Here is a 14623-nt window from a genome sequence, read left to right as displayed (position 1 = left end):
CAAACAACAGCCAACCGATAAGAAACCATAAAAAATGCAGCAATAAAACAAATGAGGCGCCTTAAGGCGCCTCATTTGTTTTATCCAGTTAACGTGAGGAATTAATGTTTATGCTTATGTTTATTTTTATTTTTGTAATGCCCATAAGCATGACCATTACCCGGATGTCCTTTTTTCACAGGATATGAATCGTCATAATATACACCACTATAAACACCACTGCCTCTTCGCACTGAAGCACGTTTATTATCCGGTTCAGCAATCGCCTTGCCGACAGCCGCCCCACCCGCTCCGCCAACACCTGCCCCCGCGATTGCGCCCGTACTGCCGCCGACTTTCTGCCCGACTACCGCTCCGGTCGCCCCGCCTGCAGCACCGCCGATGATTGCGCCCGTGCGTGCGTCGCCTTTAGTGGTCACAGCACCGCCGACACCTCCACCAACTGCAGCGCCTACGATCGCACCGGTGCTGCCGCCGACAGCCTGGCCAACCGCCGTACCAGCTGCAGCGCCTACGCCGCCGCCAACCGCGGTTTTGAGCGTGCTATTTTCAGCCATTGCATGGTTTGCGAATATAAAACCTGCGAATAATGCTGCATACGCATTCAATTTCATTACATTTTTCCTTTACAGATTAACTTATCACTTAACAGGCGATACCCACACTCAATAGTGATTGGAACGCATTTAATTAATGATGCGCTACGTAGATTATAGTGTTTTTTCAACTTTAAAAATCATCATTTATATAGTGTTTTAGGCCCGCATTTACTTGTTTAGACTCGTCATAACGTGACAAAACTGTCACGTTGAAAATTTATGAATGCTCCCATTTTGTCAACAGGGGCAGTTGATAATTATGCATGAACGGCAACTAAGCGGGACAAAGCTGTCGTTCAGCTTAGGTTTTTTTGACTTCAGCGATCGGCGACTATGGCGAAGCGTGCGAACCTATAGGTGAAAATCGCCTGCGGCCTCCGGCTGATAAAGCACTTTCCCAATCCGAATATGGCGGGTACGGTTCGTTATGCGCCAGTCGAAGGCATCGCCCTCCTTGTAGCCCAGTATCGCGGTACCAATATCTGAGCAAACCGACAGTTTCCCGTCACTGCAATCCGCTTCCTCTGGGTAGACCACGGCGACTTCCACTTCCTCGTCGTCCAACTGCACTAGGGCCCTGGAGTTCATCGTGACGACATCCTGCGCCACTTGGTACGAATCGACAATGATGGCTCGCTCGATCTCATGCTCAAGTTCGAAAACAGCCGAGGGATGTTCGAGCGCGAGCAGGTTCGTGAGCCGTGCTTTGTCGATTTCGGTGATCTGGATGCCGCTGTCATGATCCGCAGAACTTTCGCGCAAGAGCCGAAGATAACGCTCAGAGGTCATGGTGAAGGACTTCATGCTAGGCATCTGACTTTCAAGCAGGAAGCCGCAGCGCTCGAAAGCCCTCAGCGAGCGTATGTTTTCCACGTGGATCTTGGCAATGAGCTTATCGGCCCGCATTTCGAAGAACGCGAGCTTCATGCCTTCGCGGATGGTGCTGGCCCCGAGCTTTCGCCCCCAAGAGTCGCGGTTGCCGATGACCAGGACCATTTCGCAGTCCGTGCCTGTCTTGACGAGGCGTACGAACCCCACAGGCACGTCATGCTGGTCGTAGGCCATGAAGAACCGACCGCCCTGGTTGAACAGATGGGTCAGGATAGGCAATTGGACCCGTCCGATAACCTGTTCGATGAACCGGGAGACATGGCGCGAATCGCTCAGGTAGCGGGTGACGCACTCGTCTTCTAACCAGTCCATGAGCTTGAGCGCGTCTGCCCTAGTGATCTCGGGACACAGGGAAATGAAAGGCTTACTCATCTTCACCACACTTAGCTGAAAGAATGAAAGCCCTTCATGGCTGCGGCCATGACGGTTCTTTCGACAAAGTTTTTATTATAGGGCTTCGCGAATGCTAAGTCGAGGCATTGCTTGACCGCTCGGTTTCGTGCGGAAATAGGGCCTACCGTTAGTTCGTTGCAGAGATCGAACTCACAGCTTAGCGGTCGTTTAGGGGCATTTGAGTGAATGGCAGCAACGGGCCGATCACAGTCAGTTAGCTTCTATAGTTAACAGTCAGCTTTCGGATTAACACGCCTTTGGCAAATTTGCCGGACAAAGTGGACGGTCATTGATTTAATATAGGCTCGAATAACCATGCTAGGATTTAACGACTTAGACTTATTAGGTTACTTAATCTTTCCAATGCGATAAAGAATTAAGGTTGCAATAGATGTGTAGAGCCCATAAATACTGCGTAGGCGGTGCGTATTGTCCGACAGTATCTAGCTCGGCAACCAACCCGCAGGTCAAAGCCCTTCGAAATAAGCGGCCAATATTATGGCTAGCGGCAAATGAAATATTAACCAGGTTTCATTCGCTCTTTTCAATATATTGTTTCCGTCAAAAGATAAGCTCACGACGCCTGCAATCAACATCCAGGCAGCCCAGGGTATTTTTTTTAAACCATAATAAACGGCCCAAACAACCACTGACAATAATGGAATCAGCCCTATCAATCCATATTTAAAGAAATAGGCTATGAAAATATTGTGTGCGTGCGAGATACGTAATCCATCTTTAGCAATGAACTGGAATTTGTCAAGGTTGCCACAGCCAACAACGACCCCGCACTCACGTGCAGCTGCGATATAAGCGCTCCATATTTCCAGCCTGTAACTATCGCCTCTTTGTAATATTGCAGCTCCGATATCTGTGTTCATCAGGATGAAAGCCGTTATAAACGCCAATAATAAAAGCAGGCTGACCATGATGTATTTATACTGACCATTCACCAATCGAATATCCAATATGGTGAGCCCCAGAATCGCAATCCATACCGGGATAATGCTACGCGACTGCAATACCAGCAGGCTGAATAAAAGCACAAGAAAATGAGCCAATATTAATGATCTGAATTTCTGAAGTTTCAGGCTTAATGCCGTAATTGCGGCCAGCATGATTGCCATAAAGTCTGTTACAAATATCGGATTACTGATCTTTCCGCTTAAATGACTCAGCCGCTGGCCTAAGCCATATTCATTTGTTTGGCTTTTCAGCAACATATTAATGAGTATATAAGCAAATGTGATTGCCAGGAAAAACCAGGCAACTCTCCAGACATCCTTAAGGTTCGAGACATCCAGCCTGCTTACCGCAAAGTAAAACAGGATCAGTATCCCGACATACTTGATTTGCTTTAGCAGGTCATGATGCAGTGAACTGGCAAGCAGGATTGCGATCATTAAAACCAATAATGACTTCTGCAAACCAAATTTTGCATGCTGGGATATTTTGATCTGGCTGATTAAGAAAAGTGATGGGATCGTAATAAAGCAATAAAACAGAAGTCTTACCGATGTAGCATCAGGCAATATGAAGAAACTGCAAATCCAGATAATAAAAATACCGTTCCAGTATCTTTTATCGTTGAGTAACCTCACAATTCCATTTGCAGATTCACTCACGAATATGTCTCTCGATCAAACTTAAAAAATCTTGGCGATATTGGGTAATCGTATGATTGTGCAATACATAATCAAGGCAGTTACTTCCCTTAAGCGCTAATTCTGACTCGTTAAGATCTAAATAATCGCGGATTGCTTCCGCCAATGCATGCGCATCCTTAGGCGTTACTGCCGCCCCGCCTGCACCGTTGATAAGCGGCCGCATTGCGGGAATATCAGATGCAATGACAGGCAGGCTGCCACACATCCCCTCAAGTAAAGCCAGGCCCAATCCTTCCTGAATAGAAGGCATCGTAAAAATATCAAAAGCTTTAATATAATGCGCTGCATTTTCTTTAGAACCCAATAAATAGACCTTGTGACTGATATTCAGATCATTGATCAATCGGGTTAATCTGTTTCGTTCTCCACCTTCGCCAATGATAACTAGAATTGCATCAGGGTAATCATTTTCAATAGCGGCAAAGGCCTGTATCAAATACTCATGCCCTTTAACCCCGACCAACCTGCCGATGGCCCCGATAATTTTCAGGTCTAACGGCAAGCCCAGCCTACTTCTAGCCTCCTGTTTAGTTAACATGAGCCCGATCAGTTTCTGCGTATCGATCGCATTGGTGATCGCAGATGTATTGTGCGAATTAAAACCACACCTGTAACTGATCAACACTTCTTTAACTGCCCCTGACACCGCCACCATATGCCACCTGCTGTCTGCAAGCAACCTTACCTGCAACCTGCGGTAGTTCCTCGCGTACTCATCCATGATGTGTGATATTCCTATACATAATGGTATTTTTAATAACTTATTAAGCTGAAGCATGGGGCTTACAGTTTTAAACCTATTGCAAATCACCGCATCGTAATTGTTTTCTTTGCAATGTTTATAAATCTCATACAGCGGCTTGATTCTTAATCCTTTAAGATCCTTTTGCTTGAAATTAAAATAATGAGATTTCGCAGCGCTGCTCTTATACCCGGTAGCCCCTGGGTTACCGCTCAAGTAAGCCGATGTTACTTCATACTTATCTTTGGGAAAGGCATTGACGATTTGCTCGGCCAGATCTGAAGTGTCATCGGACTTAACGTTATAGAATGGCTGTAATTGTAAAATCTTAATCAACTTCTTCATTATGGATCATTAAAATTATTTTGAAATGAATGCAGCACTTTTAATCATGGGGATAATGCAAACAATTACGCTAAGGCTGTCAGCGGCAATCAACCAATGTGACATCATATACCGCCAAAGTTTAAATGGGAAATTATTACATTTGAATTTACAATCATTAACATTGTAAATTTCAAACCCACATTATCTGTGGATAACGCTGTTAATCATCTTAGGGTAAGCCGCATAAGTGACTGTTTGGTGATAGATAATCAGCAATGGTGATTATTTAATCAAGGATGGAGGCGTCTTCGCGAATGCCTGGCAGCGGACAGCAATCTGGAACAGTCCGTGTTTTTTTAACTCACATGCCGAAACCCCATCATTAACCGTGGTCTGCCCGTTATAGCTCCTTATTGTCCACGACTTATCTTAAAGAATGATTCTAAGCAGCATGCTCGCTGCAATGGTAATGGCCATCATGCCGAAGATTACGTGACTGGCACGCGGCGACAGCTTTCCGGAAAAATGTCGCCCGGCAAGACTGCCCGCCAGACTTGCCCCTACAAACGGCAGGGCGATATTCCAGTTGATATCTGCATGCCCGGCATAAGACACGATGCCGGCAAGGGACACCAGTGTAATCACCGCAAGTGAAGTCGCTACAATCATGCGATGTTCAAGGTTGCTGATTTTGCGCATACTGGGCACTACGATAAAGCCACCGCCTACGCCCAGCAAACCTGATAGAAACCCAGCAACGCCACCGGTGATAGTCAGTCGCTTGATACAGTTGGTTGTCCAAAAAAATTTTGAAGTTACCGGGTTGATTTCACAGGGGGCGACCGTGCTGCAGATATCTTCTTTCATATGCACGTGATCTTTTTCTCTAATCAATACCATGCCTGCTACATATACCAGTACCGCAACAAACAATAATTGCAGCAACAGTGATGGCAATTGATGTGCAGCCATCACTCCCAGCGGTGCCAGTATCACCCCGCTAATCGCCATCAGCGTAGCTGCCTTGTAGCGCACAATCCCCTGCCTGAGGCCGATGACGCTGGCATAAGCAGCTGCAGCAAAAACTGCCATCAGCGCGATGGGGGCGGCCTGCTGCATGCTCAGCGACAGAAAAAACATCAGCAGCGGTACGGATAATATGCCGCCGCCAGCTCCGGTGACGGCTACCAGCAAGCCGATAAACAGGCCGATCAGCGCCGCTATGATGGCAGGATCAGCCATCATGGTCTTCCAATGCCAGCCTACACAAAGTGGAAGCGCGATTGCCGGTTTTGCAGAAGCCTATGATGGGCCTGGCCGATGTCTGATACGTGTGTAGAAAAGCCTGTATCTGCGCAGGCTGAATATGGTTGGGAATCACCGGGATATGCACGTAGTTTAGCTCATGTGCCTGCGCCGCGGCTGCCAGATCAGCGCTGGATGGCTGGTCTTCACTCTCGCCATCAGGGCGGTTATTGATAATGGTTTTAAAGCCAAGTTTGGCCAGTTCAGCAATATCAGCTGCTGTAATCTGTGCAGTAAAGCTGAAGTTCTCATTAAGTTTATGAATCTGCATCATCTGCTCCTTATTCTTTCTTCAGGCAAATTTCCTGATAAAGTACATTCATGATAGCCAATGCAGACTGGCTGCAAATGGAGTAATAAATATTCTTGCCTTCACGCCTGGTATTCACCAGACCGGCTGTTCTCAGCACAGTAAGCTGCTGCGAAAGCGTAGGCTGGCGAATATCCAGCGCCTGTTCCAGTTCGCCCACTGACATTTCCTGTTGTGACAGCTGGCACAGCAGCATCAGGCGGTCACTGTTTGCCATAATTTTCATTAAGGTGCAGGCTTTATCGGCAGAAGTTCTCAGCGCATCAAAATCAATATTTTTGTTTTGCATCGTCAGTATTGATTAAAGTAAATATAATATATAAAATTGTATATTGATGTGTATAATAGCGCAAGCATATTTTTGCAAAGGAAATAATCATGTTCAGACAATTTTATGATGAAGCATCATCCACGCTCACTTATTTGCTTGCAGATGCAAACAGCAGGCAGGCAGTATTGATAGACCCGGTTACCGAAAATATTGATGACTATCTGGGGATCATTAACCAGCATGGGTTAGCACTGCTGTATTCACTGGAAACCCATGTGCATGCCGACCACATTACCGGTGGAGGCAAGCTGAAGAACATCACGCAGGCAAAAACAGCCGTCAGCACAGCCTGCGGTGCTGACACGGCGGATATTCAGCTCAACGACGGGGATGTGATTACATTTGGCGAAGAGAGCATCCGGGTGATTGCCACCCCGGGGCATACAGCAGGCAGTGTCAGCTTCCTGTGGCGCGACCGCCTGTTTACCGGCGACAGCCTGCTGATTAACGGCTGCGGGCGTACTGATTTCCAGAGTGGGGACGCAGGTAAACTCTACGATGCCATTACTAAACGCCTGTTCACACTGCCTGGTGAAACGCTGGTTTACCCGGGGCACGATTATAACGGCAGGCGCGTCAGCTCAATCGCGCAGGAAAAAGGCATTAACCCGCGGCTGGCCAATAAAACCAGAGATGAATTCATTGAACTGATGGCAAACCTTAATCTGCCCAAACCTAAAATGATCGACATTGCTGTGCCTGCCAACCGCAAATGCGGCGTGCCCGATGTGCAGCACGGCTAAATATGGCGTTGATTTGAACCAGGAGCATATATGGAAGACTTCACCCCTATTGCATCACTCATCGGCGGTATTCTCATCGGACTCTCCGCTTCGATGATGATTCTGCTTAACGGCAGAATTGCCGGCGTCAGCGGCATTCTTGGTGGCATAGCCGATGCACACAAATCTGATGTGCCTTGGCGCATGGCCTTTCTTGCCGGGCTGGTGCTGTCACCGTTTGCATACATGCTGTTCAGTCAGCCGTTTGCAGCGAAGCTTGCTGTACCCGATCTGCAGATTATCATTGCAGGCTTGCTGGTTGGCATAGGCAGCCGCTATGGCTCCGGCTGCACCAGCGGTCACGGCGTTTGCGGCATTGCCAGAATGTCCAGACGCTCCATCATTGCCACCGCAGTATTCATGGCAGCCGGTATTGCCACCGTTTACATCACGCATCACATGGGCTAACGCAATATGTTCAAGAAAAATCTATCCGCATTATTCGCGGGCTTGCTATTCGGCATCGGCCTGATTCTTTCAGGCATGACCAATCCGGCCAAGGTGATTGGCTTTCTCGATATCTTCGGTGATTGGGATCCTTCATTGATGTTCGTGATGATTGGCGCGATTGGCGTCAGCTTTTTTGCGTTCAGAAAAGCCAGCGGTTTATCCCTGAGCCTGATTAAAGAGCAGATGCAGTTGCCAACCGCCAGGCAAATCGACTTGCCGCTGATAATAGGGGCCGTGCTGTTTGGTATTGGCTGGGGGCTGGTCGGCTTGTGTCCGGGCCCTGCCATAGCATCCATTGCTACCGGAGGTTTTGAAGTGCTGCTGTTTGTCATTGCCATGCTGATCGGCATGGCAATCTACCGACTGCTTAAACGCTAGACCATGGGTCATCATTACGCATTCCAATAAGCATGCCAGGTTCATTTGAAATGACTTGGCAGCGGTTATGGGTCAGAGAACTTCAAACAAAGCGGTTTAAACGGCAAGATCAGGCGGGGCAGAATAATTAACGCCTCCTGCAACCCACATTATCTGTGGATAACGCTGTTAATCATCTTAGGGTAAGCCGCATAAGTGACTGTTTGGTGATGGATAATCAGCAATGGTGATTATTTAATCAAGGATGGCGCGACCCCGCAAACGCCTGGCAGCAACCGCCAACAGGCATAAAAGGATTATTTAAAGCGACGGAACGACCCGATAACGACGCCCCATATCTCAAACTGCATGTCTTCGGTAATTTCTATGGGGACATACTCACCGCTTGAGTTGGCAGGCAGCAGCCTGGGAGCGCCTGATTTGTGGCGGCTCAGGGTCTTAATCGTAAATTCACCGTTTAACACGGCCAATACAATATCCCCCACGGATGCAAGCTTGGAGCGGTCAACAACCGCCTTGTCTCCCGGCAGCAGCCCTGCATCGACCATGGAGTAGCCCTGGATCGTGACAAAAAAGGTCGAATCTTTACGGTCAATCAGGAACTCGCTTGGATCCAGGCGTTTTTCCACATGCTCGTCAGCCGGGCTAGGCAGGCCAGCTGAGACTTTGGAAGAATATAAAGGCAAAGGTACCGGCACCATCTCCATGCTGGGATACTCAAACTCACCGACACTGTCTAAATCTGTTTTCATACGTTTTTGCTGGTAGGCTGTTAAGAAGTTTTTAATATTCGCGGTTTGGCTGGAAGGCACACGCAACACCGAAGTCGGTTCGCCGAACTTACCGGTGCCGGGTTTGCGACCGGCACCTTGCCGGACACCCCCATGCTTGCCGGTACTTTTATGATGGACGTCACTCATTTGATTATTGTAACAACAATAAGCAGATTTGAAAGGCAATCCTGTCATTTAATTATCGACACCATGCCGATATGGAAATTGACCTATCGTATCCATCATGGAAACCATCAGGCCATGCGTAAACCATGCATAAATGAAAGCACAGCAAACAACTGGAATCCACCAGAACTTTTACTGCATGATGCGGCCTAATCTTATGTGAGTAAGTAATGCTTGAACAATGTCCGGAACTGGTACGTAAACCTCGGCACATTGCCTTAAGTGCATTGCTTCGGTATACGGACAAGGAGGTGTGCCATGACTGCAACTTCAGTAGATACCGCACCGGTCAGGTTAGAGTTAAATGCGCCTGTTCCCGATTTTGACGCGCAGACGACGCATGGCATGATACGTCTATCGGAATGGGAACAGGGCAAATGGGTTATCCTGTTCTCGCACCCGGCCGATTTTACGCCAGTCTGCACAACAGAACTGATGGCGTTTGCCACACAGCAGGATGAGTTCAAGCACAAAGGCGTAGCCCTGCTGGGCTGCTCGGTAGACAGTATCTACAGCCATATTGCCTGGATGCGCAACATCCAGGATAAATTCGGGGTTAACATCAGATTCCCCATCATTGCCGACCTTGACCAGAAAGTATCACGTCTTTACGGCATGATCCATGAGTTAAGCAGTAACACATCCACTGTACGCTGTGTATTTTTCATCGACCCCAAACGCGTACTGCGCGCCATGATTTACTACCCGATGAACGTAGGCCGTAATTTCGCTGAGATCATGCGCGTAATCGACGCCCTGCAGACAGCCGACGCCAATAAAGTGGCATGCCCTGCCAACTGGACCAGCGGCCAGGATGTGATCATCCCGGCGCCGATGACACTGGAAGATGCTGAACTGCGTGCGGACAATGCGGAATACCAGGTTTCCGACTGGTATTTTTCGATGAAGAAACTGCCCGGCAGCCAGTTAAGCAAAGGACACTGACCCTGAACCGATGGCCGCTGGAAACCGGCCGGGCCGGATAAGACAGTTCAGGATAGACCTGCTTTACGACATGATGCCCCGCCATACGGAAGTGGGTAGGCTGACCTTTTATATTTTTTGACCCTGTTACAAGGAGACTCAAATGAACCGCAGACTATATTTCATGTTACCTGACGTAAAAAGCGCGCACGCAATGCTGAATGACTTGCTGTTGGCTCGCATAGACGCCAGCCATATTCATTTTCTGGCAAAGCCGGGCACACCGATGCAGAATTTGCCGGAAGCTTCCGTTTCCGAACGTACCGACCTGATTGAAGGATGGGAGACCGGCATGGGCTTGGGAGCACTGGTTGGGCTTGCGCTGGGTTTTGTAGCCATCATGGTGCCAACCTGGTGGTATACCAAGCCTATCCCTTTTGTTGCCACCATACTGATCTGCACGGCAGTCGGCTTTGTGGCCGGCGGCATGTGGACGGCACTGGCCGCCACCAGCATCCCGAACAGCCAGCTGAAACAATTCGAAAAACGGATCGCCGGAGGGCAGGTGCTGATGATTGTGCTCGCGCCATTCCACCGCGTGCAGGAAATCCGCAAACTGGTCGCAGACCAGCATCCTGAAGCGGCATTCAGCGGCATCTGGCCTACCGAGCATGTCATATTCCCCTAGCGCTTAGCCAGGCGCCGCGCCGCTTGCAAGTGTAGGCCATATCCACAATGGGGGTCACTACCCCGCGGTGCCTTCATGCCTGCATCATGCCAGCGCTATGCAATATCCGATTCGGCTTCGGCATCAACCTCCAGCCAGCCATCAGTCACCCTGACCGGGAAAGTGCGTAGATTCTCATAAGCCGGCGCAGTCAGCGCCTCACCGGTAATGACCGAGAAATGGGCGCCATGCAGCGGGCAGATGATATGTTCACCTTCCAGCTTGCCTTCGCACAGCTGCGCATATTCATGCGTGCATATATTATCAACCGCGTAATAACGGCCGCTCAGGTTAAATACAAGAATAGACATCTCATTGGCTGTCACCAGGCGGAAACTGCCGGACGGGAAATCTTCAACTGCGGCAACATCGATCCATTCGCTCATATATTACCTCCTGTCATATCCTGCACACGTTATAGCATCCCAAGCTCCAGCTTTGCCGCCTCGGTCATGCGCTCGCGGCTCCAGGGGGGATCCCAGACCAGCTCCACCTGAACCTCACTGACGCCGGGCACACATGCCAGCGCCTCCTGCACGCTCTGCGGAAAAGTCTGCGCGACCGGGCAATTGGGCGCCGTGAGCGTCATGCGGATATTCACCTTGCCTGCGGGCTGCACTTCCAGCGCGTAAACCAGGCCAAGGTCATAGATATTGACCGGAAGCTCAGGATCGTAAATCGTGCGCAGCATTTCAACGACACGCGCTTCCAGCTCGCCTTTATCCGGGGGCAGCTGTTCCTGCTGCTGCTCGCTGAATTTTTTCCAGTCAAACATCTACTCACCTATTCTGTAGTGACCGCTTCATGCTCATCCTCCAAAGCGGCCTTCATCGTGTGCCAGGCCAGTGTGGCGCATTTGACGCGCTGCGGAAACTCGCATACTCCTGCCAGCGCTGCAAGCTTGCCCATGTCGGCAGACGGCGCATGGCCGGTGACCATATCCTGGAACCGGCTCATTAAATCCAGCGCCTGCGCTTTGGATTTCCCCTTGATGGTTTCTGTCAGCAGCGAGGCGGAAGCCGTCGATATCGCGCAGCCGGAACCTTCAAACCCAGCGTTGCGGATAATGCCATCCTCGAGCTGAAGGTACAGCTTGAGCTGGTCTCCGCACAGCGGGTTATGGCCGGACGCCATGCAGTTGGCATGGGCAGGCCTGCTGAAATTACGCGGCTGGCGGTAATGGTCAAGAATCGTTTCCTGATACAGCTCCCGCAGGTCGTTCATACGCCGAACACCTCCTTGACATGAAAGATCGCCGCCACCAGTTTGTCCACTTCATCCTTCGTGTTGTAAAGGCCGAACGAAGCGCGGGCTGTGGCTGACAATCCAAAATGCTTCATCAGCGGCATGGCACAATGATGGCCTGCGCGAATCGCTACGCCCTGCAGATCCAGTATGGAGCCAATATCATGCGGATGCACGCCTTCCAGCACAAATGACAGGATTCCGGTTTTTTCCAGGGCGTTACCAATGATACGCACACCGGGCACACGCATGACCGACTGCGTCGCATAGCTCAGCAACGCCTGCTCATGCCGGATCACCTTATCAAAACCGATATTCGACAGATAATCCACTGCCGCCCCCAGGCCGATAGCACCGGCGATATTGGGTGTGCCAGCCTCAAATTTATACGGAATGCTGTTATAAACAGTGCCATCGAAACTGACCGAACGAATCATGTCGCCCCCGCCCTGATAGGGTGGCATGATGTCCAGCAAAGCTGACTTGGCGTACAGCACGCCGATGCCGGTCGGGCCGTATAGTTTATGGCCGGAGAATGCATAGAAATCACAATCCAGCCCCTGTACATCAACCGGCATGTGGGCGATGGCCTGCGCGCCATCCAGCAGGACCGGAACTCCGCGAATATGGGCCAGGTCTATCATTGCCCTGACCGGATTGACTGTACCCAGGGCATTGGAAACATGCGTTACCGCGACCAGCCTGGTGTGCTGGTTAAACAAGCGGTTGTAGGCCTCGAACTCAAGCTCGCCGCTATGATTCACCGGAATGATGCGCAAAACTGCACCCGTCTGTTCGCACAATATCTGCCAGGGAACGATATTGGAATGATGCTCCATTCCGCTCACGATAATTTCATCACCGGCTTTAAAAAAGCTGCGGCCATAACTCTGCGCCACCAGATTGATCGCTTCAGTAGTGCCGCGCACAAAAATGATTTCATTCGCGCTTGCGGCATTGATCAGGTGCTGCACTTTCACGCGCGCGGCCTCAAATGCATCAGTCGCGCGCTGGCTCAGCGCATGGATGCCCCGATGCACATTAGCGTTATTATTGCGGTAATAGTGATTTTCAGCATCAATGACACTTAAGGGTTTCTGTGTTGTTGCTGCGTTGTCCAGATAAGCCAATGGCACGCCGTGCACGGTGACCTGCAGGATAGGAAAATCATTGCGCCAGAGCAAAACCAGGAAATCATCCCCTATCAGTTCCGCTGGCGGCATATGGTTGCGGACAGGCTCATGTTCAGACCTGCTCATAACAGCTCCTTCACGAGTTCACCCTGCGGCAGCCGATCCAGCAGCCTGCTCTCGATATGCGGCCGCAGGGATGCCACCTTAATGCGGCCGATGATGTCATCGGCAAAACCGTAAATCACCAGCGAGCGCGCCAGATCAGCATCGACTCCGCGTGAACGCAGGTAAAACAGCTGGTCCTCATCCAGCTGCCCTACCGTTGCGCCGTGTGTGCATTTAACATCGTCGGCAAATATTTCCAATTGCGGTTTGGTATCGATTTCCGCATTTCTCGACAGCAGCAGGTTATGGTTTTCCTGATGGGCATCCGTGCCGTATGCCGATGCGTGCACCACGACCTTGCCGTTAAACACGCCATGCGCGGCACCATCCAGCACGCCGCGATAATATTCACGGCTGACGCAGGCTGCCGACAGGTGGTCTATACGCGTATGGTGATCCATATGCTGGCGCTCATTCAGCACATACAAACCATTGAGCGTGCTACAGCCACCGCGTCCCTGCAGCTTGACGGTAATGTCGTTACGCCCCAGGTGGCAGCCCAGCGCAAAGGAATGTGAGGTAAAGTGGCTTGCAGCGGCCTGCTCCGCATGGATACCGCCAATATGCGCCGCCGCCGGGCCTTCTTCCAACAGCTTGCAGTGTTCGATGTTCGCGCCGGCGGCAAGGTCTAGCTGGGTGATGGTATCGGTAAAGTTATGCACATCCAGCGTACCCGTGTAATGCTCGATAATCGTGGCCTGGCTGTTTTCACCGGCAATGATAATATTGCGCGGGTAAATGGCCGCACCGTGCCCGCTGGCAATAAATAGCAGGTAAACCGGTGCTTTCAATACGACATTGGCCGGTATGATCAGCACTGCCCCGCCGGTAGTAAAGGCATTGTTCAGGCTGGAGAAAACCGTATGTTCATGGCGCTGTTCAAAAAACCTTTCGGGCAGGCGGCTTCCGTTATCCAGCAGTTTTGCCAGGCTTTCCAGCCGCACGCCGGGCGGCAGGTTGCCGGCGGCAGACAGGATGGCGTCATAATGGCCGTTAACAAACACCATCAGGTGCATGCCTTCAACAGCCAGCGTCCACGCCAGCAATTTAGCGTCAGACGAGGGTTCCGGCGGAATGGTATCGGGTGCCAGCGAGGTGCGCCTGCCGATTGAAGTCACATCGGTATATTTCCACTCCTCTTCACGCCGCGCCGGAAACCCATGCAGGGAAAAACGCTGGAATGCAGACTGCCGCGCAGCCAGTACCCACGGCGCATCATAGCCGGACAGCCTGTGCGGCACATGCTCCAGATCCATATTACGCCATGATTCAAGCTGCGCACTCATTGCGGCCCC

General features: G+C 50.5%; 18 protein-coding genes. 5 read left to right on the top strand and 13 right to left on the bottom strand.

Annotated features, from left to right (window positions below):
* Positions 1-101: 101 nt before the first annotated feature.
* The 7 genes from GQ51_RS01010 to GQ51_RS00980 form a co-directional block, all read right to left on the bottom strand.
* Complete coding sequence (locus GQ51_RS01010; protein WP_047548683.1) at positions 102-614, bottom strand: hypothetical protein; 513 nt, start codon at positions 612-614, stop codon at positions 102-104.
* Positions 615-950: 336 nt separating this feature from the next.
* A complete protein-coding gene (locus GQ51_RS01005; protein WP_047548681.1) occupies positions 951-1862 on the bottom strand; it encodes a bifunctional GNAT family N-acetyltransferase/nucleoside diphosphate kinase regulator in 912 nt (303 codons plus the stop codon).
* 488 nt (positions 1863-2350) lie between these two features.
* Positions 2351-3286: an O-antigen ligase family protein gene (locus GQ51_RS01000; RefSeq protein WP_152604094.1), complete on the bottom strand. Its 936-nt coding sequence runs from the start codon at positions 3284-3286 to the stop codon at positions 2351-2353.
* A gap of 214 nt (positions 3287-3500) precedes the next feature.
* Positions 3501-4637 carry a glycosyltransferase gene (locus GQ51_RS00995; protein ID WP_047548675.1) on the bottom strand — a complete coding sequence of 379 codons (1137 nt, stop codon included), beginning with the start codon at positions 4635-4637 and terminating at the stop codon, positions 3501-3503.
* A 411-nt stretch (positions 4638-5048) separates the two neighbouring features.
* Complete coding sequence (locus GQ51_RS00990; RefSeq protein ID WP_052177628.1) at positions 5049-5861, bottom strand: sulfite exporter TauE/SafE family protein; 813 nt, start codon at positions 5859-5861, stop codon at positions 5049-5051.
* Entirely contained in the window at positions 5854-6195 is a 342-nt protein-coding gene (locus tag GQ51_RS00985) for a TIGR01244 family sulfur transferase (RefSeq protein WP_047548672.1), read from the bottom strand. Before GQ51_RS00985 ends, GQ51_RS00990 begins: the two co-directional genes overlap by 8 nt.
* 10 nt (positions 6196-6205) lie before the next feature.
* A complete protein-coding gene (locus GQ51_RS00980; RefSeq protein ID WP_047548669.1) occupies positions 6206-6523 on the bottom strand; it encodes an ArsR/SmtB family transcription factor in 318 nt (105 codons plus the stop codon).
* Between the two features lie 89 nt (positions 6524-6612).
* On the opposite strand from GQ51_RS00980, the gene GQ51_RS00975 reads away from it, so the two are divergent.
* The 3 genes from GQ51_RS00975 to GQ51_RS00965 are packed head-to-tail and all read left to right on the top strand — an operon-like array spanning position 6613 to position 8175.
* Positions 6613-7308 carry an MBL fold metallo-hydrolase gene (locus GQ51_RS00975; protein WP_047548666.1) on the top strand — a complete coding sequence of 232 codons (696 nt, stop codon included), beginning with the start codon at positions 6613-6615 and terminating at the stop codon, positions 7306-7308.
* A gap of 30 nt (positions 7309-7338) precedes the next feature.
* On the top strand, positions 7339-7755 hold the full coding sequence (locus GQ51_RS00970) for a YeeE/YedE family protein (protein WP_047548663.1): 417 nt from the start codon (positions 7339-7341) through the stop codon (positions 7753-7755).
* 6 nt (positions 7756-7761) lie between these two features.
* Positions 7762-8175, top strand: a complete 414-nt coding sequence (locus tag GQ51_RS00965) for a DUF6691 family protein (RefSeq protein WP_047548660.1) — start codon at positions 7762-7764, stop codon at positions 8173-8175.
* Positions 8176-8471: 296 nt separating this feature from the next.
* Here GQ51_RS00965 and GQ51_RS00960 read toward each other — a convergent pair whose 3' ends face one another.
* Positions 8472-9095 carry a LexA family protein gene (locus GQ51_RS00960; RefSeq protein ID WP_047548657.1) on the bottom strand — a complete coding sequence of 208 codons (624 nt, stop codon included), beginning with the start codon at positions 9093-9095 and terminating at the stop codon, positions 8472-8474.
* A 297-nt stretch (positions 9096-9392) separates the two neighbouring features.
* Between GQ51_RS00960 and GQ51_RS00955 the strand changes: the two genes are divergently transcribed.
* Complete coding sequence (locus GQ51_RS00955; protein ID WP_047548656.1) at positions 9393-10079, top strand: peroxiredoxin; 687 nt, start codon at positions 9393-9395, stop codon at positions 10077-10079.
* 142 nt (positions 10080-10221) lie between these two features.
* Positions 10222-10746, top strand: a complete 525-nt coding sequence (locus GQ51_RS00950; RefSeq protein WP_047548655.1) for a hypothetical protein — start codon at positions 10222-10224, stop codon at positions 10744-10746.
* Between the two features lie 95 nt (positions 10747-10841).
* Here GQ51_RS00950 and GQ51_RS00945 read toward each other — a convergent pair whose 3' ends face one another.
* From GQ51_RS00945 to sufD, 5 genes are read right to left on the bottom strand one after another with little or no spacing between them, the layout of a single operon-like run.
* Positions 10842-11171, bottom strand: coding sequence for a Rieske (2Fe-2S) protein (locus GQ51_RS00945; protein WP_047548653.1), 330 nt, complete (start codon positions 11169-11171; stop codon positions 10842-10844).
* 29 nt (positions 11172-11200) lie between these two features.
* Positions 11201-11560: an SUF system Fe-S cluster assembly protein gene (locus tag GQ51_RS00940; RefSeq protein ID WP_047548650.1), complete on the bottom strand. Its 360-nt coding sequence runs from the start codon at positions 11558-11560 to the stop codon at positions 11201-11203.
* Positions 11561-11568: 8 nt separating this feature from the next.
* A complete protein-coding gene (gene sufU / locus GQ51_RS00935) occupies positions 11569-12009 on the bottom strand; it encodes a Fe-S cluster assembly sulfur transfer protein SufU (protein ID WP_047548646.1) in 441 nt (146 codons plus the stop codon).
* Positions 12006-13289, bottom strand: coding sequence for a cysteine desulfurase (locus tag GQ51_RS00930; RefSeq protein ID WP_327037003.1), 1284 nt, complete (start codon positions 13287-13289; stop codon positions 12006-12008). The genes sufU and GQ51_RS00930 overlap by 4 nt, the downstream gene beginning before the upstream one ends.
* Positions 13286-14614 carry a Fe-S cluster assembly protein SufD gene (sufD, locus tag GQ51_RS00925; RefSeq protein ID WP_047548643.1) on the bottom strand — a complete coding sequence of 443 codons (1329 nt, stop codon included), beginning with the start codon at positions 14612-14614 and terminating at the stop codon, positions 13286-13288. The genes GQ51_RS00930 and sufD overlap by 4 nt, the downstream gene beginning before the upstream one ends.
* Between the last annotated feature and the right edge of the window lie 9 nt (positions 14615-14623).

Origin of the sequence: Methylotenera sp. G11 (genome assembly GCF_000799735.1) — a bacterium.
In the GTDB taxonomy this organism is placed as follows: domain Bacteria; phylum Pseudomonadota; class Gammaproteobacteria; order Burkholderiales; family Methylophilaceae; genus Methylotenera.
The sequence above is the reverse complement of the archived record's forward strand: the minus strand, read 5'-3'. Positions and strand labels throughout refer to the sequence as shown.